Source organism: Tenacibaculum crassostreae, assembly GCF_964512405.1.
Classification (GTDB): Bacteria; Bacteroidota; Bacteroidia; order Flavobacteriales; family Flavobacteriaceae; genus Polaribacter; species Polaribacter crassostreae.
Map to the genome: position 1 here is coordinate 217,526 of NZ_CAZELE010000002.1, position 19,700 is coordinate 237,225.

The 19,700-nt window shown below is 30.1% G+C and carries 19 protein-coding genes and 1 tRNA gene; 10 read left to right on the plus strand and 10 right to left on the minus strand.

Going from position 1 to position 19,700, the window contains the following annotated elements; translation table 11 throughout:
- Nucleotides 1–125: 125 nt before the first annotated feature.
- The 9 genes from ACKTST_RS02040 to ACKTST_RS02080 all read right to left on the minus strand — a co-directional run bounded on the left by ACKTST_RS02040 (nucleotide 126) and on the right by ACKTST_RS02080 (nucleotide 8,836).
- On the minus strand, nucleotides 126–794 hold the full coding sequence (locus ACKTST_RS02040; protein ID WP_408046129.1) for a hypothetical protein: 669 nt from the start codon (nucleotides 792–794) through the stop codon (nucleotides 126–128).
- Between the two features lie 216 nt (nucleotides 795–1,010).
- Nucleotides 1,011–2,030, minus strand: coding sequence for a reverse transcriptase domain-containing protein (locus ACKTST_RS02045; RefSeq protein ID WP_408046130.1), 1,020 nt, complete (start codon nucleotides 2,028–2,030; stop codon nucleotides 1,011–1,013).
- Nucleotides 2,031–2,194: 164 nt separating this feature from the next.
- Nucleotides 2,195–2,509, minus strand: coding sequence for a hypothetical protein (locus ACKTST_RS02050; protein WP_408046131.1), 315 nt, complete (start codon nucleotides 2,507–2,509; stop codon nucleotides 2,195–2,197).
- Complete coding sequence (locus ACKTST_RS02055; protein ID WP_408046132.1) at nucleotides 2,506–3,360, minus strand: phosphoribosyltransferase; 855 nt, start codon at nucleotides 3,358–3,360, stop codon at nucleotides 2,506–2,508. The genes ACKTST_RS02050 and ACKTST_RS02055 overlap by 4 nt, the downstream gene beginning before the upstream one ends.
- A gap of 213 nt (nucleotides 3,361–3,573) precedes the next feature.
- A complete protein-coding gene (locus ACKTST_RS02060) occupies nucleotides 3,574–4,236 on the minus strand; it encodes a hypothetical protein (RefSeq protein WP_408046133.1) in 663 nt (220 codons plus the stop codon).
- Between the two features lie 146 nt (nucleotides 4,237–4,382).
- The gene (locus ACKTST_RS02065; protein WP_408046134.1) at nucleotides 4,383–4,940 is read right to left on the minus strand and encodes a hypothetical protein; all 558 of its coding nucleotides are present in this window, start codon (nucleotides 4,938–4,940) and stop codon (nucleotides 4,383–4,385) included.
- 135 nt (nucleotides 4,941–5,075) lie between these two features.
- The gene (locus tag ACKTST_RS02070; RefSeq protein ID WP_408046135.1) at nucleotides 5,076–5,906 is read right to left on the minus strand and encodes a hypothetical protein; all 831 of its coding nucleotides are present in this window, start codon (nucleotides 5,904–5,906) and stop codon (nucleotides 5,076–5,078) included.
- Nucleotides 5,907–6,097: 191 nt separating this feature from the next.
- On the minus strand, nucleotides 6,098–7,513 hold the full coding sequence (locus tag ACKTST_RS02075) for a hypothetical protein (RefSeq protein WP_408046136.1): 1,416 nt from the start codon (nucleotides 7,511–7,513) through the stop codon (nucleotides 6,098–6,100).
- Nucleotides 7,514–7,642: 129 nt separating this feature from the next.
- Nucleotides 7,643–8,836, minus strand: a complete 1,194-nt coding sequence (locus ACKTST_RS02080; protein WP_408046137.1) for a tyrosine-type recombinase/integrase — start codon at nucleotides 8,834–8,836, stop codon at nucleotides 7,643–7,645.
- A 64-nt stretch (nucleotides 8,837–8,900) separates the two neighbouring features.
- On the opposite strand from ACKTST_RS02080, the gene ACKTST_RS02085 reads away from it, so the two are divergent.
- The 10 genes from ACKTST_RS02085 (at nucleotide 8,901) to ACKTST_RS02130 (ending at nucleotide 18,392) form a co-directional block, all read left to right on the plus strand.
- Nucleotides 8,901–8,968 (plus strand) — tRNA-Met (locus tag ACKTST_RS02085).
- A 139-nt stretch (nucleotides 8,969–9,107) separates the two neighbouring features.
- Entirely contained in the window at nucleotides 9,108–9,554 is a 447-nt protein-coding gene (locus ACKTST_RS02090; RefSeq protein ID WP_408046138.1) for a protein-disulfide reductase DsbD domain-containing protein, read from the plus strand.
- A 17-nt stretch (nucleotides 9,555–9,571) separates the two neighbouring features.
- Complete coding sequence (locus tag ACKTST_RS02095; protein WP_408046139.1) at nucleotides 9,572–11,551, plus strand: protein-disulfide reductase DsbD family protein; 1,980 nt, start codon at nucleotides 9,572–9,574, stop codon at nucleotides 11,549–11,551.
- A 486-nt stretch (nucleotides 11,552–12,037) separates the two neighbouring features.
- Nucleotides 12,038–12,475: a GNAT family N-acetyltransferase gene (locus ACKTST_RS02100; protein WP_408046140.1), complete on the plus strand. Its 438-nt coding sequence runs from the start codon at nucleotides 12,038–12,040 to the stop codon at nucleotides 12,473–12,475.
- A 1-nt stretch (nucleotide 12,476) separates the two neighbouring features.
- Nucleotides 12,477–13,340 carry a sigma-70 family RNA polymerase sigma factor gene (locus ACKTST_RS02105; protein ID WP_408046141.1) on the plus strand — a complete coding sequence of 288 codons (864 nt, stop codon included), beginning with the start codon at nucleotides 12,477–12,479 and terminating at the stop codon, nucleotides 13,338–13,340.
- A gap of 34 nt (nucleotides 13,341–13,374) precedes the next feature.
- Complete coding sequence (gene rpsU / locus ACKTST_RS02110; protein ID WP_408046142.1) at nucleotides 13,375–13,569, plus strand: 30S ribosomal protein S21; 195 nt, start codon at nucleotides 13,375–13,377, stop codon at nucleotides 13,567–13,569.
- Nucleotides 13,570–13,648: 79 nt separating this feature from the next.
- Entirely contained in the window at nucleotides 13,649–14,989 is a 1,341-nt protein-coding gene (locus ACKTST_RS02115) for a sodium:solute symporter family protein (protein WP_408046143.1), read from the plus strand.
- A 4-nt stretch (nucleotides 14,990–14,993) separates the two neighbouring features.
- Entirely contained in the window at nucleotides 14,994–16,133 is a 1,140-nt protein-coding gene (locus tag ACKTST_RS02120; protein ID WP_408046144.1) for an amidohydrolase, read from the plus strand.
- Complete coding sequence (gene alr / locus ACKTST_RS02125; RefSeq protein ID WP_408046145.1) at nucleotides 16,130–17,284, plus strand: alanine racemase; 1,155 nt, start codon at nucleotides 16,130–16,132, stop codon at nucleotides 17,282–17,284. Before ACKTST_RS02120 ends, alr begins: the two co-directional genes overlap by 4 nt.
- 1 nt (nucleotide 17,285) lies before the next feature.
- A complete protein-coding gene (locus ACKTST_RS02130) occupies nucleotides 17,286–18,392 on the plus strand; it encodes an alanine racemase (protein ID WP_408046146.1) in 1,107 nt (368 codons plus the stop codon).
- A gap of 54 nt (nucleotides 18,393–18,446) precedes the next feature.
- Here ACKTST_RS02130 and ACKTST_RS02135 read toward each other — a convergent pair whose 3' ends face one another.
- On the minus strand, nucleotides 18,447–19,694 hold the full coding sequence (locus tag ACKTST_RS02135; protein WP_408046147.1) for an NAD(P)/FAD-dependent oxidoreductase: 1,248 nt from the start codon (nucleotides 19,692–19,694) through the stop codon (nucleotides 18,447–18,449).
- Nucleotides 19,695–19,700 lie beyond the last annotated feature (6 nt).

A 19,700-nucleotide genomic window follows, 5' to 3' on the forward strand; every position in this document is an offset into this window, starting at 1 on the left:
GTATGATTTTTTGCGGGAAAGGACGCGAGTCATTTTCAGCTGTAGCGGAAAGATAACTAATAAGATTGAATTTCCGATGAGGAAATTCAGCCGCAATTAATTATACACTTTGTTGGCTACTGTTTTTAATATACAAGATAATAATCAATTAGTAAACCATTTTTGTTTCTCCATTTAATCCAGCCTTTTATTTCTTTTAAAGGTTTTTCATTATTAGGTAAAGGTTCATCAGTTTGATTATTTACTAATATCCATTCTTCACTAATTTTGAGAACTTTCCAACACTGTTTTTCTTTATTTATAGGTTTTCCATTTACTTTATTTAAAAGAGGGTTTGAGTTAATATCTATTTGCTCGACACAATAAAGATTCCTTAAAAAATCGCTCCAAGGTTGAAATTCCATTTTGGGACTTTTCTTAATCCAACGACTTTCATTAGTCTCCTCATTAACTATAATTTTGTAGCCTTTTGAATTTTTTTCTAAACAAATAAAATTCACAATAAAATAAGGTTCTTCAACATGCCAGTCCTTAATTTTTATAAAGTCAGAGTTTAGAACTTCCATATATCCCAAGCCGTTTTTATTCCATTTAAACTCAACCTTATTTGAAGAATTTAAACAATCTTCTTTTTCAAAGAATTCTAGTTCGTATTGTTTTATCGTTTTACTGTAAATAATATCTTCAATTTGTAATTTAACTTTACCAATTCCAAGTGGTTTGACAAGGGTTTCTTGCTGAGCGTCAGTAATTGATGATATTAATAATATCGTAAGTAATAATTTGAATTTCATTTTTATCAAATTGTAGCCAACGGTCTTGTATATGGCTCGTAGCGTGTAAATTAAAGATTAATTTTCGGTTTGAGCACAAGCCAGATTTTTAATTTTACTATTTATCTTTTTCTTGAAAGTCGTCAAATTTAAAAATTTGGCGACTTTCCAAATATGCCTTAACTTCGACTAAGAAACTGACCAGCTATGAGCTATATACGTTGTTGGCAACTGGCTTTATTTTAATTCGTGTAAATGCTTTTTGTATTCAATAAACTCTTTATCTCTTGGGTTAATCTGTAATACATAATTAATTTTTCCCAACAAATGTTTAAGGTAATTTGGTTTCTTTTGATTGGTGCGCTCTATATGATTTTCTAATCCAAATTTTTTGATGTAATACATTTCATTCCTTAACGAATTACGAACCTTTTTTGGTAATTGTGCTTTTTTGTTAACAATAATACCAGAAACCAATTGTGGTTGATTTGGCGTCATTAATTTTCTTTTTGTATCATTTAGTTCAAGCCCAATTTTAGATAACTCATTCTTAACTAATGCTTCAATTTCCTCGACATTTAAGTTTCCAGAAAAAGCCAAATCATCAGCGTATCTTGTATATTTAATTTTGTTGGACATACAATACTTTGAAACCTCATTGTCAAAATCATTCATAACTAGATTTGATATATATGGACTAGTCGGTGCTCCTTGAGGTAATTCAGAATCTAAAAAGCAAAGTTTAGTAATTAAATTTGACAATTTTACTGAATATCCCATATTACAAAAAAGACTTTCAACTAATTCAAATCTTATACTCTTAAAGAATTCTTTGATGTCCAAAGTAAGTACGAATGGTTCGTCAGTATGATAAATTGTATGTTCTTTAATACTCCGTTTAGGTACATAAGCCTTTGCATATCTACTAACTTTGCATTTATAAAGAATCTCATCTAAAATCCATAATTGAATTTCTTTGAGACTAGGAAGAGGCTCAAAAAGAGTCCTTTTTTTTCCATTACGTTTCTCAATTTCAAATTTGCGATAAAAATACTTTTGAAATTTTACTGCACGTTTTAAATAAGAAACATTATATCCAACTAAACCACTAAAATGATGAATATTATATATTACGGGAAGATTATTTTTTAATAAAGGGTTTGCGTATGATAAGCACTTTTCTATGTAGTCAGTTGAAAAACCGTTTTCAATTGCTTTTTCGCTAAACTTTTTTACATATAATTGTTGGTCGTTCATATTTCATAGTGGAAATTTTATCCTTATGAACAGGGGACTATTCAAAGCCCCCGTTCGGAATAAGAATTTTGGAAAGGGAAATATCTCCGATTTTGCCTTTTCAAAATTCGCTAGCTTGAAAGAATGTTCACTATTTGGAAAGGTGACATCACCAACCATTTCTTTTAAAAATCAAGCTCTGTTTGATTCGGTAAATATATAAAATTTCGTTCGTGTTTTTTTATTCTACTTTTATTTTCTGGTTGTATCCAATTTTCTTTATTAGTTTCTTTTAATAGATGTTTGTTGTCTGTTAAATGTATTTTGCCTTTTTCAGTTAAAACTATTTTTTCATCAACATAAGTTAATAGCTCATCTTGCACTAGTTTATTTACGAGTTCTGAAATATCCTTGTAAGATAAGTTCTCTCTCAATAATTTTTTAATATTTCCTGAATTCTCAATTATATTGAGTAATAATGTCTCTTTTCTTTTAGTCATATTTCAAATGTTTCTTCTCTCGAAAAAGGTGCATCAAAGTATTTTTTTCCAATTCTATGTTTCATCCAAAAAACAGGAAAAGTATTATCTGGCGTTCTTGCAAGAGTTATTAAGGCTTCACAATTATTATAGCCTAAACTAAAATGATTACCACCAGGTATTAACTTTTCGATTTCAAGCATTACCTTAATTTTCTCTTCGAGTATAGGTGAGTCATTAAAATCACTTAATCCTCTAGGTGAAAAATAATCTGAATAAATAGAGATACCTTCTTTTTTAATCACTTCTGAAGTATCTTTTTGAATTGCAATAGTTATTATGTTTAGTTTATCGTTTGTAATATTTTTATTGCTTCTGACTACTTCTAAACAGGCATTTAAAGTTTCTCCAGAACCTATATAATCATCAATTAAGAAAACAGTTTCATTTTCTTTAAGTTCAAATGTCGAATCAGTTAAATGCTCAAATTTTGAAACATATTTAAACTTGATATCTGTATATTTTTTTAAATACTTTTTAAAAGCCTTTATTTGGTAAATTAGAAATTGCCCACTTTTAAAACCACCTTCGTCCTCTGGTTTAATTACTGGGAAGAAATATATTGTTTTAAGTTTTTCTATTTTCTCATCTTCTACACTTTCTAATGTTGAAAGAATTTTTTCTTGATATTCTGAAAAAGAAATCCATTGATACCTTTCTACTAATTCAATTATTAATTTTCTCTCGCTTTCCTTTACATTATCTAACAGCTTACAGAAATTATCAAATACATATTCATCAATGTCTATTTCAGTCCATTTTTTGCTTTTGAATATTTTATTCAATTTTGATATTGATTCTAATGTCGTCATTTTGTACAGCTTGTTGCCAACGGTTGGTATAAGAAACGTAGGGCAGGTGATAAGCGATACGTTTCGGTTTGGTACTAAGCCAAATATAGTATTTTGCTTTTATCTTTTTTTGTTGAAAATGCCAAATTTTATATTTGGTGACTTTATAAATAAACAAAGACCTTTCGGTAAGCCAAAATCGCCCTATGTTTTTTATATATTGTTACCAATAGTTTATTTCGGTTTTGACCTTAAATAATTGTAAAACAACTCTTCTTTTCCGCCATCTAACTTTATTTTGAGTAGTCCTTTATTATTAAGTTCCTCTGCGTTATTCAAACACTTGTAAAGTAAATCATTTAGTTCATCAGTGTTAATGAGAGTTGTATAATGTTCTCTTCCTTTTGCACTTAGTGTTCCAAAGTTACCATCCCATATTCTTGGAGAGTTTTGGTAAACACCACTTAAATTATCGTTCTCATTACTATATCTAAATATGTAGTTCGATTGGTTAGGATATTTCGCTTTAGATACTAGACTCACGTTATGCAAAAGTCCGTTTCTTAGAGCAGGTAAAATATCCAATAAATCATCATCAGATTCATATTCTCCAAATAAAATCAAAGCTCTCTTAATTCCATTTGTAAAATTTGTATTTAAGTCAGTTCTTTCATAACAAATTCCGATTTGCTCTAACATAGACAAGCTAGACATAATTGGTACTAAATTCTTGGTATGATTATTATGTCGGCAATGTTGAATTGCTTCAAGCAAGAAGGAAAGAGTGCACCTAACATAGGAGTCTTTTAATTCATTAATGCTATATGATGAATCAAGATGTAAACCTATGATTTCCTTTTCATTCAAGTCAACTATATATTTTTCAGGATAATGCATTTAATTATTGGTAACGGTTTTGTATATAGTTTGTTGCGTGGTTTAACATGTAATTTAGCAAATAAAAACCAAATAGAAAATCCGCGAGGATTTTCGTAAGTAGGCTAGAACTAGCAATAAATTATATACTTTGTTAGCACAAGTTTTTATTTCGGATTATTAATTTTTAAATCAGTTTTTATGGAATCAGTTTCTAATTTTATTTCAGTTGTTTGGTCATTTATTTGTTCGAGAGATTTTTTTATTTCTTGTATTGGTGGATTTTCAGGTTCAGCATTATATTGGTTTATTTTCTGAATAGCCATAGCTCCAATAAAACCTAAAACACCTCCAATTATATATTTGAGAATATCAGTTTTAATTTCTTTTGTTTGTATTAAATATTGCTTTTTAATCCACTTAATTCTAATTACCTCAAAAATGTTTAAGTTTACATACACTCTTATTCGGTCGCCTAAAATAAATTCTAATTGTTCATTACGTAAAATATGAGAAGCCTTTACTTTATGTTCCTTTTGGTCGAACTTATCAAGTTTATAAACTTCAAAGGTTGTGTTAATACTAAATTCTTTAGGCTCAGTATTAGATTCTTTAAAAAATCGACTATTGGAAATTCCGTAATAATTAATCAGTTTATCTTTATATAGAGTAATATGGAATTTACCAGAATATTTTTTGTCAGCAAGAATTACTTTTTTCAGCATAGTTCGTCTCGAATGTGTGGTAACGGTCTCGTATAACCGTCAGTTACGGGTTAAAGTACGCAAATTTTTCGGTTAAGCACAGACGTTAGCAATTCCGAGTGGATTCGGACGTAGTCGAATCCGCCGTAATTGCGGTTATACATTGTTGTGCAACGTAATTTTTAATTCGGTTATTTCTCTATGAAAAAAGTCATAAATAAATATCTTATCAAAATTTGATTCAAAAGGTTTTTCTGTAATATCAGAATCAAAAAATGAGTAATCAGATGATTTTTCAACTCCTCCAATGACTAATAGCAACCAAATTTCATCAAGTTTTTCACTTGAGTAACTTTTTAATTTTTCTTCTTTTGTTTTAATTTTTTCTTCAACAACTTTTCGTTTTAAGTTTCCAACAATTGTAGTTTCTCCTTTGTAAATGCTAATTTCAGACATTGGCTTTTTTTTAATAGCTTTTACATATTTCTGTTCTATTTGCTGACCTTTAATCAGAGCAATTATTTCTTTTTTGAGAGCTTCTTTATGTTTCTTTTTTAAGGATAAATTTTCATCGATTAATTCTATGCGATAGAGTCCACAAAGAGATTTTTCCTCACTTTTTAATTCTGATTTAATTTGCTCAAAAAGTGATTTTAAAATTCCTTCTTTTTCTTTTTCATTTTGACGAATTATTAAATCCTTTAATTCGATACCAATTTTTAATTCATTTTGTTTTACGATGAAATCAGGACTTTCACTTAATGCATCTTCGATTACTAAACTTGAATCAAAATAATGTATAAAATTCCCAATGTCAATAATTTCTTTACGCTTCTGTTTCTTTTCAATTTTTGAATAAGAACTCTTTTCTAAAATGTCTAACCAAGGATTTATTTTTGAAAGCACAACCTTTCTATCTTCTTGAAGTTTTTTACTTTGTTCAAGAAGTAATTTAATTAGATTCGGATTGTCTGCTTGTATTCCCATTCAGTTTGGTTATGTTGCACAACGGTCTCGTATAAGAATAGTAAGGGGTTAAAACGCATTTAATTTCGGTTTTAACACTTAGCCAAATTTAATAATTTTACCGTTATTTTCTTTTAACCGTCAAATTTAAAATTTGGCGGACTTTGTAAATATGTACCAACTTTCGGTTAGGCACTTAACCCTTATTATTTTTATACTTTGTTACCTGCTGGCTTTTCATTTTCAAAATCAAAATATAACTGGACATAACCATTTATTGATTGAAGTCTTAGAGTTAGGTTTTCAAATTTCCATTTCCGACCATTCCATTTATCTTTATTAAACTCATTCATTCTCAGTTCTCCTTCATTATCTATATCATTTCCAAAATAAGTTAACATTCTTTTGACTAATCTTTTCACCTCTTCATCAATTATAAACCAATTTGTAGGTTTGTCTTGACTTAAAAAAGTACTTGTTTCTTCTGAATTAGTAGGATAAAAAACTCCAATTTTATTAAAAAAACCAAATAGAAAATAAGGAAAATAAAATGTTCTAAAAATACCATCTTCAGATTTTGAGTCATAAAAACTATTTGACCTTAATAAATCTTGAATAATCTTTAAATCAAGACTTGGGTTTTCATTATGTAGGAATTTTTTGTAGAATTCTAAGAACTCATTGGGCTTAAAAACTCTTGTATTTATTTTTAATTTCTCAAATACTTTTTTAGTTTTTTTGTAAGACCTGTTATCGTTAATTACATAAATGTTACAAGTTGAAGCAAAAGCTGCGTGAAAAGCATCATCAGTTGTATTTTTAAATGTTTCTTTTCTACCTTTTTTGATATTCACAGTATCTTCTTGGTAACCGTGCATATCAAGTTTTATATATGTATTTGTTATATCATCAAACCATTTTGGAGCATTTTGATATTCAGGATAAAACTGTTCAGGATTAAAGCCTAATTTATCATAAGTTTTTTGAATAAATTCAAATGGGTTTTGTGTATCGAATATTTTATCTCTATTAATTCCTGTTCCGCTTTGAACTGTTTTTCTTAAATCTTTATAACCTTCCAATTCGTTAAGATTGAAGTTCATTTTACTAAAACTCTCAAAAAAACCTTCCATTGTTGGGTTTTCTTTTAAACCAGGGAACATTTTTTCCATAGCCTCAGAACTTTCAGGTGTTTCAAAAGCTTGTTTAAAAGATTCTTCAATTGGAATAGACTTGAGTAAATCAAATATTGATTTTACAAGACTTTTGGTTAATTCATCATCTTCAAAGTTTTCTAATAATCCATTAATACTTATATCCTTGAATGTGTTCTTGTCAGAGATATTTTGTTCAAATAATTCTTTTGGAGGATAATGGTCTAATACGATTCCTTTTCCATTATTAAAAAGGCAATATTCATTTGTTATATCAGAAATAAATTCTAAATCAGAGTTAATATATTCTTGCTGTTTCTGTGTGCCTTTAAAGCTAGAAGATATATCGTTTATGTGTGAAGTTGAAAAGGGTATTAATAAATTTTCATTGTTTAATATTAGTTCTTTCAACTCAACGTGTTTTCCATTTTTCATTTGGGATAAAACATTCCAGTCAAAATAAACTTTTATCATAGGTTTTGATTAATCTCGATTTTCAGCTTGCAGGTAACTTGTTTATATGAGCGTAAAATACGTCGTTATACCTCCCTATAAGGTATTAAAATGACATATTTACATGTTGTTATATAACAAATATAAAAGTTAAATATTAAAATCGTCGAAAGGATTTTTAATTTTTTGAAGGCTTGTAGTGCTGACATGTGTATAAATCATGGTTGTTTTTGGGCTATTATGACCAAGTAATTCTTGTATAAAACGGATATCTGTACCATTTTCAAGTAGATGTGTAGCATAACTATGGCGTAGTGTGTGTAATGTAACTCTTTTTGTAATATTTGTTTTGCTAAGTCCTCGTTTTAAAACTTGTCTTGCGCTTGTTGTGCTATATTTTGCGTTAGCTTGTCCTTCAAATAAATATACTTTAGGAAAGTAAAGAGATAAATATCTGTTTAAAAGTAAAATCATTGTGGGTGAAATAGGTATAAATCTGTCTTTCCTTCCTTTGGCAGATTTTATGTGTAATAATTGTCTATTTAAATCAATAGAATTTGTTTTCAAGTTTAAAGCTTCTCCAATTCTTAGACCGCAAGAATATATTAAGCTTAATAGAGTTTTGTGTTTAAGGTTTTTAATAGAGGTAAGTATTTGTTTAATTTCATCTAGACTTAAAACTTCTGGAAGTTTCTTGCTTTTCTTTGGGCGGTTTAAATTTTGTAAATCTAAATATTGATTAGTGTTATAAGTATAAAAAAGTTTAATTGCGTTGATTAATTGGTTTTGAAATGTAGAAGAATAATTGTTTTTAATAATGTATTCATCATTAAAAAATTCAATATCTCTTTTAGTAATTTGTTGGATATTTTTTTCAGAATGAAATTTAAAGAACAATTCAATCATTGAAATATAAGTTTTAATTGTATTGTTACTATATCTCATTTGAACTAGCCATTTTTTAAATAAGTCAATTGATGAGGTTATTTCAGGGCTTAGTTTTTTTGGTAGGGTATTAATCTTATTGTTCTGTAATTTTTTGAAGTCTACGAGGTAGTTTTTCTTGCGTAAATAAACGCAAAAATTATTTGCATTTTCTTTGGAAAATGGAAGGTAAAATGTTTTATAAGTATTACTCCATTTAACCAAGGGGTGTTTTTTTACATACTCCTTTATTTCATAATTATATTCAAAATTAATTCTGATTTGATTTTTGTCTTTATGGTAAAGTTTGGATAAGATAATTTTTTTCATAACAAACAGAATTGCAGTAAGATAGTTCTGTTTAAAGTTAATTAAAAATATAGAAATATTTATAAGATTAAATTTTACTATATTTAACAACAAATTAAAGTTTAACTACCGTAAACAGTATCGTAAACGATTTGTTTAGTTTTGGGTATTAAATAGCGTTAAAAAAGGTGATTTTTCGAACTCATAACCCGAAGGTCACAGGTTCGAGTCCTGTTCCCGCTACTAGATAAGAGTAATCAGAAATGGTTGCTCTTTTTTTATTTATACATTTTAATGTTAAACTTTTTAAAATCATTCTTGATTTAAATAAGAAACATGCTATTTTTACGCATTTAACTACAATTTAACTAATTGATAAAAAATGAAAAAAGTATTTTTCATCCTATTGCTTGCTATTGGTAGTGTTTCGTATGCGCAAGTACATGATCCGATAAAATGGTCAACTTCAGTAAATAAAATTTCAGATAATGAAGCTGAGTTAGTAATTACTGCTCTCATTGAACATGATTGGCATTTGTACTCACAAAATATTCCTCAAGGAGGTCCAATTCCAACATTATTTACGTTTAATGGTGATTCTCGTTACTTAAAAAAAGGAAACACATCAGAACCTAACGGACATGAAATTGACGATCCTATTTTTGAAATGAAAATTAAGTATTTTGACACCAAAGCAGTGTTTAAACAAAAAATACGTTTAAAAACTACTGAAAAATTCAAAGTAAAAGGAATGGTTGAGTTTATGGTTTGTACAGGAGAAAATTGTTTGCCTCCTAAAGAAGTTGAATTAACCTTCGATATAAATTAATCTCTTTTTTAAAGAAAATGAAAAAAAACATCTCATTTTTACTGATATGCTTTGCATTTAGCTTTACAGCGATAAGTCAAATATACAATCCGATTAAATGGAGTTCGAAAGTTGAAAAGCTGTCAGAAACTAAATATAAATTAATTAGCACTGCAACCATTCAAAACGGATGGCATTTATATTCACAAGAAGTTCCTAGTGGAGGTCCAATACCAACTACTTTTACTTATGATGATAATGGGGGTAAAATAAAAATTATAGGAAATACATCTGAACCAGAAGGAAAAATAAAGTTTACCACACTTTTTGGTGAAGAAGGAATGAATATAAAATCGTTTGATAACAAAGCTATTTTTGAACAAGAAATAGAATTGGTTGACACATCAACTACCGAGGTAAACGCTTTTGTAGAGTTTATAGCTTGTACAGACGAGCAGTGTTTACCGCCTAAAGAAATCGATTTAACTTTTGAGTTAAGTAAAGCGACAGCTCTAAGTTCAAAAGAAGTTAAGACATCAGAGAAGGTAGCTTCTAAGGATAGTAAAAAAGAAGAAAAAAGAGGGTTGTTAGGAATCTTCTTTATTGCTTTTTTATCAGGATTTGCAGCGCTATTAACTCCATGTGTATTCCCAATGATTCCTATGACGGTAAGTTTCTTTACGAAACAAAGTAAAAGTAAATCAGCAGGAATTCGTAATGCAATTATCTACGGATTATCAATTATTGGGATTTATGTATTGTTAGGGTCGGTTGTAACAGCGGTGTTTGGTGCAGATGCTTTAAATGCACTATCAACCAATGTATGGTTCAATCTAGCATTTTTCCTAATCTTGGTAATTTTTGCAGTATCGTTTTTAGGTGCTTTTGAAATTACCTTACCAAGTTCTTGGGCAACGAAAGTAGATTCGCAAGCTGATAGAGGAGGGTTAATAGGAATTTTCTTTATGGCATTAGCATTAGCTATTGTGTCTTTTTCATGTACAGGACCAATTGTTGGTACGTTATTAGTAGAAGCAGCTTCTAAAGGAGGAATAGCTCCGATAGTAGGAATGTTGGGGTTTTCATCAGCAATAGCCTTACCATTTGCTTTGTTTGCAGCTTTCCCAGGTTGGTTAAATTCATTGCCAAAATCAGGAGGATGGCTAAACACCGTAAAAGTAGTTTTAGGGTTTTTAGAATTAGCATTAGCATTTAAATTCTTATCGAATGCCGATTTAGTTTTACAACTACATTTGTTAGAAAGAGAAGTGTTTATCGCAATTTGGATTGCTATTTTCGGAGCCTTAGCGTTTTATCTCTTCGGAAAAATACAATTACCACACGATAGCCCAATCAGTCATATATCAGTAGGAAGATTAAGTTTAGGACTTATAGTGTTGTCATTTACAATTTATATGATTCCAGGTTTATGGGGAGCGCCGTTAAACCTGATAAGTGCTTTTCCACCACCACAACATTATAGCGAATCTCCTTATGGGGTTGGATTTACAAAAGCAGGAACGGCAAGTGTTCAGCAAAATGATCACGGAGGATTACCAGAAGGCGCACACTTAATGCCGCCACACGATATTATGGCTTTTCACGATTATGATAAGGGATTGGCGTATGCGAAAAAGGTTGGTAAACCTATAATGATAGATTTTACAGGACACGCTTGTGTTAATTGTAGAAAGATGGAACAAAACGTGTGGGTAAAGCCAAAAGTATTAGACATATTAAAAAATAAAGTGGTGTTAATTTCTTTGTATGTGGATGATAAACGACCTTTAAAAGATGATGAGGTAGTAGAATCGAAGTTAAACCCTGGTAAGAAATTAAAGTATATCGGTCAAAAATGGAGCGAATTACAAACCATAAAGTACAAAGCTAATTCACAACCGTTTTATGTGTTAATGAATCATGATGAAACGAATTTAATTGATCCAGTTGCTTATACTCCAAATGTTGATGAATATTTTAATTGGTTAGAAGAAGGAATTAGTAAGTTTAAAAAGTAAATCAATAAAAAATAGATAAAAATATAAGGCGGCTAAATTTAGCTGCCTTTCTTATTCTATAGAAAAACCAGTAAGTAAATCCACTGTTTTCTAAGTCTATTTTGATGTTAGCTTAAAATTTCGTACTTTTGTAGGCTATGGTATATACTACACACGAGAAAAAAAATCAACGAGTTTTCACATTCAACTTCCTTGTGTTCCGCAATCAATCGGACAAGTTTATTCCTCCAGGATTCTAATTTATTGCTTTTTTTAAAAGAAAAGATTTAATTCTATATGATTTAATGGTTTATACGGTTTGTCGTGTAAATTCATTAGGTGTTTCGGTTCTTATGAATAGTTATTTTCCTATTCATACACTTTTCGCAAAAGTACATCTGCGCTAATAAAATAAAAACCCCAAATAGGTTGCCAATATATTTAACTACTTCAAATTTAAATTGAAGTGCTTAGTGTTTGGTAAAATCTATTTGCAAAAATCAAATTATGACAGTACACACTTACGATGCTTTTAATCGTATTACACCTCTTGAAATAGAAAAAGTAACCAATTTTTTATATACACATCTTGAAAACTACGGAGACGAAAAAACGGCTATCCGCAAAGCAATTGATTACGCTGCTAAAGAAAGAACAGGGTTAGGAGGGTATGTGTTTACAATAGAAGACAACAATGAAATTGTAGGAGCTGTGGTGATAAACAAAACAGGGATGGATGAGTATATTCCTGAAAATATATTAGTATACATAGCTACTCATAAAGAATATCGAGGAAAAGGAGTTGGTAAGAGAATAATGAAACATGCTATTGATAATTGTAAAGGAGATATTGCTTTACATGTTGAAAAAGATAATCCGGCAAAGTTTTTATATGAAAAATTAGGATTTACTACACCATATTTAGAAATGAGACTAAAACGATAATATGAGACAGTTAAAAATTACAAAACAAGTTACTAATAGAGAATCAAAATCTATTGAGAAATATTTGCAAGAAATTGCAAGAATAGATTTGATTACTGCTGATGAAGAAGTTGAATTAGCTCAAAGAATTAAAACAGGAGATCAAAGAGCGTTAGAAACGCTGGTAAATGCCAATTTACGATTTGTGGTTTCGGTAGCGAAACAATATCAAAATCAAGGGTTACGACTTTCTGACTTGATTAATGAAGGAAATATTGGTTTGGTAAAGGCAGCAAGACGTTTTGATGAAACTCGCGGATTTAAGTTTATATCCTATGCGGTTTGGTGGATTCGTCAATCAATTTTACAAGCGCTAGCAGAACAATCACGTGTAGTTAGGCTGCCACTTAATAAAATTGGTAGCATTAGTAAAATAAATAAGGCAGTATCTAAATTAGAACAAAATAACGAACGAATGCCTACTGCAGAAGAAATAGCTAAGGTGTTAGATATGACTGTTTCTGATGTAAAACAATCGATGAAAAACTCTGGACGTCATGTTTCTATGGATGCTCCTTTTAAAGAGGGTGAAACTTCTAATTTATACGATGTTATGAAATCTTCAGAAGCTCCAAAACCCGATAAAGAGTTAATGCAAGAATCGTTAGAGTTAGAAATAAGTAGGAGTTTAAAAACTCTTTCTCCAAGAGAATCAGATATTATAAAACTGTTTTACGGTTTAGAAAACTATAGGCCTATGAGCTTAACAGAAATAGGAGAAGCTTTCGATTTAACAAGAGAGAGAGTCCGTCAAATTAAAGAAAAAGGAATTAGACGATTAAAACAAAAATCAAGAACTAAGGTATTACAAACCTACCTTGGTTAATTCATTCAAAATAGTAATTTAAAAACAATTATATATGTTAATTATACCAGTAAAAGAAGGCGAAAACATTGATAGAGCTTTAAAACGTTACAAAAGAAAATACCGAAACACAAAGGTATTGCAAGAAATAAGAGAACGAAAAGAGTACACAAAACCATCGGTGGCTAAAAGAGCACAACTTAAAAAAGCACAGTATAAAGAACAGTTTATTTTAGACCAAGAAAAGTAATAAAATGGATATACATTTTATTGACCTAATAATATTTGTTACGTATTTAATTTTTATGCTTGGGGTAGGAGTCTACTTCATGAAAAAAAACAAATCAAAAGACGATTATTACGTAGGAGGAAGAAACATGTCTGCAGGTCACATTGGGTTGTCAGTAGTAGCAACAGATGTTGGCGGAGGTTTTTCTATCGGACTAGGAGGTTTAGGTTTTTTAATGGGACTGTCTGGAAGTTGGATGCTTTTTACAGGAATACTTGGCGCTTGGATAAGCGCCGTTTTTTTAATTCCAAAAGTATATCCTATTGCTAAGAAAAACCACTTTTTAACTTTTCCCGAATCATTAGCACATCATTATAACCTAAAAGTAGCTTTAATAGCAGGAATTATTTCTCTCATTGGTTATATCGGTTTTACAAGTTCTCAAATTTTAGCAGGAGCAAAATTAGCTTCAGCTACTTTTCCTTCCATTTCTATAACCAATGCAGTACTAATAATGGGAGTAATAGCAGTTGTATATACAGTTATTGGCGGAATTAAAGCAGTTATTTATACCGATACTATTCAATGGATAATTTTAATGGTAGGATTAATAGGAATAGGAATTCCTATTGGTTACTATGAAATAGGAGGTTGGAGTGCAATTAAAGAAACGTTACCAGCAAGTTTTTTATCCTTATCAAACATTAAGTTTATCGATATGTTTAATTGGATAATAACAATAGTTCCTATTTGGTTTGTTGGAATGACTTTATATCAAAGAATTTACGCTTGTAAAGACGAACAAACCGCAAAAAAAGCATGGAAAATAGCAGGGTTGTTTGAATATCCTATCATGGCATTTATGGGAGTTGCACTAGGGTTATTTTCAAGAGTAGCTTTTGAACAAGGAATGTTTACATCAATAGGATATGCTCCGGGTACTCAAATTGATGCAGAACTTGGATTGCCGTTGTTATTAAGAAGTATCTTGCCAATAGGTTTAATGGGACTTATGATGTCTGCATATTTCTCAGCAATTATGTCTACAGCTGATAGTTGTTTAATGGCAGCATCAGGTAATTTAACTACCGACATTTTTGGGTATTTCAAGAAATCAATCAGTATAAAAAGTTCACAAATCATCACTTTTTTAATAGGAGGATTGGCTATTTTACTTGCAACTATGATGCAAAATGTATTAGAATTAATGTTGTATTCTTATGCTTTTATGGTGTCAGGTTTACTAGTGCCTGTTTTAGGAACATTACTACTAAAAAAGCCATCGCCTACTGCAGCTTTTTATGCGATGATTTTAGGAGGATTAACTACCTTAACATTAATTGTTTTAGAAGTAAAATTACCTTGGGACTTAGATGCTAATTTCTTTGGTATAACCTTGTCTGCATTGGTGTTTTCTATAATTCAATTATTAAGAAAATAATTAAGTGGAGATACAAGAAGACATATTATATAGTATTAGAAAAGAATTGCATCAGTATCCTGAAATTTCAGGAGAAGAATATGAGACGCAAAATAGAATACTTAGGTTTTTAAAACAGAATGCTAAATGTAAACTTAAAAAAGTAGCCAAAACAGGTTTAGTTGCTGTTTTTGAAGGAAAAGAAGAAGGGAAAACGGTTTTGCTTCGAGCAGATATTGATGCATTACCAATTCAAGAAATAAACACTTTTGAATATAAATCGAAGAAAGTTGGTGTTTCGCACAAATGTGGGCATGATGGGCATACAGCTATAATGCTAGGTGTGGCAACTACACTAACTAAAAACCCTATACTCAAAGGGAAAGTATTATTGTTGTTTCAGCCTTCAGAAGAAAATGGAAAAGGTGCTTCATTAGTATTACAAGATAATTTTTTCATAAACCTATCAATAGATTATGTATTTGCCTTACACAATCTACCAGGGTTCAAAAAGCATGAAATAGTACTAAAAAATAAAGTATTTACCAGTAATGTAAAAAGTATATCTATTAAACTAAAAGGTAAAACAGCCCATGCTGCTGAACCAGAAAAAGGATACAATCCTGCTAGTGCAATAGCTGTTATTTTACTGTTTGCTGAACGTGAAAGTAATAACAAACCTGAAGCAAAAGATTTCTTTTTAATGACTCCTGTTTATGTAACTATGGGAGAAAAAGCTTACGGGATTTCAGCAGGATATGGAGAAGTACACTTTACGTTAAGAAGTTGGAGCACTGATTTGATTGAGGAAAAAAGAAAGCAGTTAAGAGAGCTCGTAATACAATTATCAAACAATTATTCTTTAGAGTCTGAAGTTTTTTGGTTTGAAGAGTTTTATGCTAATAAAAATGATGATCAAGCAGTTTCAATAATTAAAAAATCAGCAGAATCATTAAATCTACCTATCAACGAAATTTTAACTCCGTTTAAATGGGGGGAAGATTTTGGGTTGTTTACACAAAAATATAAAGGAGCTATGTTTGGTTTAGGAGCTGGTAAAAATACTCCTGCGCTTCATAATCCAGACTACGATTTTCCAAATGAAATTATACCAACAGGAGTACAATTATTTGATAAAATAGTAAAAGAGGTTTTACATTCATGACACACACTTCATTTATAGAAATTTCAGAATCAGCCATAAAAAAAAACATTAGTTTTATTAAAACTCATTTAGGAGATGAGATTACTTTTTCTTCAGTAGTAAAAGGAAATGCTTATGGTCATGGAATAAAAACATACTGTAATTTAGCTTATAAATATGGTGTTAGACACTTTAGTGTTTCTGATGCTAATGAAGCTTATGAGCTAAAAAAACACTTGCAAGAAAAAGATGTTTCTATAATGGTTATGGGAATGATTCATAACAGTCAGTTAGATTGGGCAATTGAAAATAATGTTGAGTTTTATGTTTTTGAAATAGACAGATTGCAAGCTGCTGTAAAAGCAGCAAAAAAATTAAACATTCCTGCAAAAATTCATATAGAAATAGAAACTGGTATGAATAGAACAGGTTTTGAACTTAAAAACCTAACTACCATAATTGCATATATTGAAGCAAATAAAAATCATATTATAGTAAAAGGAGTATGTTCTCATTTAGCAGGAGCAGAAAGTATTTCTAACTATAAAAGAATAACCGATCAACAAAAGAAATTTAGAAAGGCGATTAAAAAAATAGATCAATATGATTTTTTAAATCCAGATTTTCATTTAGCAAGTTCAGCAGCTAGTGTTCGTTATCCGAAAACTAGATTTGATTTAGTGCGAATAGGAATTCTTCAATTTGGTTTTTTTCCAACCAAAGAAATTTTAGTTCACTATTTAAATAAGCACAAAATTTACGAATCTCCTTTACAAAGAGTATTGTCTTGGAAAACTCAAGTAATGGATGTAAAAACTGTAAAAGCAGGTCAGTTTATTGGTTATGGAACCTCTTTTTTTACCAACGAAGAAACAAAGATTGCAATTATTCCTGTTGGCTATTCTTCAGGCTATAGTAGGTCTTTAAGTAATAGAGGAAAAGTTATAATTAGAGGAAAAAGACATAATATTATAGGAACTGTAAACATGAATATGTTAGCAGTAGATGTAACTAATGCTGACGTTATTGAAAAAGGAGATGAAGTGGTGTTGATAGGAAGTCAAGAAGAATCTGAAATTACGGTATCTTCTTTTAATGACTCAATACAAATTATAAACTACGAACTTTTAACAAAATTACCCGATAATTTACCAAGAATTATAACCCAATAATATGGCAGAATTAACAATATATTCTGAAAGAATAAAGCAAAACATTAAATCTTTAAGCAGCTTTTTTAAAGCGAATGATATAGAATGGAGTTTGGTAACCAAAGTGTTTTCAGGAGATAAAACATTTTTAAAAACGATTTTAACTAAAGATGTTATAGAGAATGTAAACTCGGTAGGAGATTCAAGATTAACTAGTCTTCGAAATTTAAGAGCGGTAAATCCAGAGATAAGAACTATTTATATAAAACCTCCTGCAGAAATTTATGCAGATGAGGTAGTTAAGTATGCCGATATTTCGTTGAATAGTACATTGTCTACTATTGAAGCTTTGAATGCATCAGCAAAAAAGCAAAATATGGTTCATCAAATTATTATTATGATAGAATTAGGTGAGCTTAGAGAAGGAGTCAGCAGAGATAATATTCTTAGTTTTTACGAGCAGGTTTTTAACTTGTCAAATATTGAGGTAATTGGTATAGGCTCTAATTTAGGATGTATGTATGGGGTTGAGCCTACCTATGACAAATTAATGCAATTGTCGTTATACAAGGAGCTTATTTCAGCAAAATTTAATAAACAATTGAAGTATGTTTCTGGAGGAACTTCGATAACCTTACCACTTATCGAAAACAAGATAGTTCCTAAAGAGATTAATCACTTTAGAATTGGAGAAGCAGTTTTTTTCGGGGTAAGTCCTCTAGAAAATAAACCGTTTAAAAACTTACATACCGAAACTTTTGAGTTTTATGCGAATATTATAGAATTAAAGAAAAAAAAGTTAGTTCCAGACGGAATTATAAACGAAGCAAATATTGGTCATACAACCAATTATAATGAAAGTGATGTTCAAGAAATGTCATACAAAGCAATTTTAGATGTAGGTATGTTAGATGTTGATAAAAACGATATTGAAACTGATGATAAAGACATTTCTTTTGTAGGAATAACCTCGGATATGTTGGTAATTGACGTTGGAACAAACAAAGACAAATCGGGAAATATAAAGTATAAAGTGGGAGATAAAATTAAATTTAAACCAAGTTATATGGGAGTTGCCAGATTGTTAAGTTCAAAATTTATTGATAAAGTTTATGTAACTGACATTTAAATGTCTGCTATTTGTTGTTTTAAAAACTCAAGAATAAAAAGTTCTTGAGTTTTTTTATGAAAAGCGTTCAACCTGAAAAGGAGTGAGGTCTAAGCTAGTCTTTTTATCATCAATAATTTCAGAAATAAGTTTTCCTGTTGCAGGACCTAAACTCCAGCCCATCATTGCATGACCCGCGGCAACGGTTACATTTCTTATTTTTGAAAGTCTGCCAATGTAAGGTAAACCATCAGGAGAGCAAGGGCGCAAACCGCTTTCAATACTGGTTCTTTCTTGCTTGTTAATATGCAGTCCGTCGTAATAATTTTCACCAGCATTAGCAATAGTATTCACTCTTTTATAGTTGATTTTACTGTTGATTCCTGCAACTTCCATGGTGCCACCAAAACGTGTAAAACCATTCATCGGTGTCACAGCAACTTTGGCTTCTGTTAAAATAGCAGGAATGCGAATACCCGTTTCTCTTTCAATATTTATTCTGTACCCTTTACCAGCCTGCATAGGGACTGTAATTCCTAGTTTTTTAGCTAGTTTTTGTGTCCAAGAACCTGTGGTGAGAACAAACTCATCAGCAGTTAATACATGATTTTTTGTGTTGATCTTTTTTATTTTTCCTTCAGAAATTTTAAAATCCACAACTTCTTCATTAGCTAAAAACGTAACGTTATTATTTTTTAAATACAATTTTAGTTGTAGCATAAATTCATTTGGAGTCATGTGTGCATCAGAATGATAATACACAGCTCCTTTGATGTTTAAATTAACATTAGGCTCTAATTTTTGAGCTTCTTCTTTCGTAAGATTTTCAACCTTTAAACCTTCTTTTATCGCAAGTTTACCAACATTCCATTCTTCTTCACCCATTCTGTCGGTTTTGTAATACATCATCAATCCTTTATGTTGATAATGAAAATTAAAATTGTTAGAAGCTTTTAGTTCTTCATATAAATCTCTACTAAATAAATTAATGTCTTTAATAATAGGAATAGATGCCGCTACTTTTTTGTTGGTTGCCGATTTTTTAAACAACCAAGTCCATTGTAAAAAGTCATAATCTAACCGAGGTTTTATTGAAAAAGGACTGGTTGAACTCAACATCCATTTAATGCCTTTATTTATCATTCCTGGTGCTGCTAATGAAATGATATGACTAGGAGTAATAATTCCAGCATTTACATAAGAAGCACCTGTTGAAAAATCAGATTTGTCAACAATAGTAACTTTGTGTCCTTCTTTTTGTAAATAGTAAGCGGAACATAAACCTATAATTCCGCCACCGATAATTACAATTTCTTTTCCCATTTAATG

What these genes read in the sequence shown, in the direction of transcription:
- ACKTST_RS02075 (WP_408046136.1), bottom strand. Translation starts at nt 7,513, where the DNA reads ATGATAAAAGTTTATTTTGACTGGAATGTTTTATCCCAAATGAAAAAT.
- ACKTST_RS02090 (WP_408046138.1), top strand. Translation starts at nt 9,108, where the DNA reads ATGAAAAAAGTATTTTTCATCCTATTGCTTGCTATTGGTAGTGTTTCG.
- ACKTST_RS02070 (WP_408046135.1), bottom strand. Translation starts at nt 5,906, where the DNA reads ATGGGAATACAAGCAGACAATCCGAATCTAATTAAATTACTTCTTGAA.
- alr (WP_408046145.1), top strand. Translation starts at nt 16,130, where the DNA reads ATGACACACACTTCATTTATAGAAATTTCAGAATCAGCCATAAAAAAA.
- ACKTST_RS02100 (WP_408046140.1), top strand. Translation starts at nt 12,038, where the DNA reads ATGACAGTACACACTTACGATGCTTTTAATCGTATTACACCTCTTGAA.
- ACKTST_RS02115 (WP_408046143.1), top strand. Translation starts at nt 13,649, where the DNA reads ATGAAAAAAAACAAATCAAAAGACGATTATTACGTAGGAGGAAGAAAC.
- ACKTST_RS02045 (WP_408046130.1), bottom strand. Translation starts at nt 2,030, where the DNA reads ATGAACGACCAACAATTATATGTAAAAAAGTTTAGCGAAAAAGCAATT.
- ACKTST_RS02130 (WP_408046146.1), top strand. Translation starts at nt 17,286, where the DNA reads ATGGCAGAATTAACAATATATTCTGAAAGAATAAAGCAAAACATTAAA.
- ACKTST_RS02135 (WP_408046147.1), bottom strand. Translation starts at nt 19,694, where the DNA reads ATGGGAAAAGAAATTGTAATTATCGGTGGCGGAATTATAGGTTTATGT.
- ACKTST_RS02065 (WP_408046134.1), bottom strand. Translation starts at nt 4,940, where the DNA reads ATGCTGAAAAAAGTAATTCTTGCTGACAAAAAATATTCTGGTAAATTC.
- ACKTST_RS02105 (WP_408046141.1), top strand. Translation starts at nt 12,477, where the DNA reads ATGAGACAGTTAAAAATTACAAAACAAGTTACTAATAGAGAATCAAAA.
- ACKTST_RS02095 (WP_408046139.1), top strand. Translation starts at nt 9,572, where the DNA reads ATGAAAAAAAACATCTCATTTTTACTGATATGCTTTGCATTTAGCTTT.
- ACKTST_RS02060 (WP_408046133.1), bottom strand. Translation starts at nt 4,236, where the DNA reads ATGCATTATCCTGAAAAATATATAGTTGACTTGAATGAAAAGGAAATC.
- ACKTST_RS02050 (WP_408046131.1), bottom strand. Translation starts at nt 2,509, where the DNA reads ATGACTAAAAGAAAAGAGACATTATTACTCAATATAATTGAGAATTCA.
- rpsU (WP_408046142.1), top strand. Translation starts at nt 13,375, where the DNA reads ATGTTAATTATACCAGTAAAAGAAGGCGAAAACATTGATAGAGCTTTA.
- ACKTST_RS02040 (WP_408046129.1), bottom strand. Translation starts at nt 794, where the DNA reads ATGAAATTCAAATTATTACTTACGATATTATTAATATCATCAATTACT.
- ACKTST_RS02055 (WP_408046132.1), bottom strand. Translation starts at nt 3,360, where the DNA reads ATGACGACATTAGAATCAATATCAAAATTGAATAAAATATTCAAAAGC.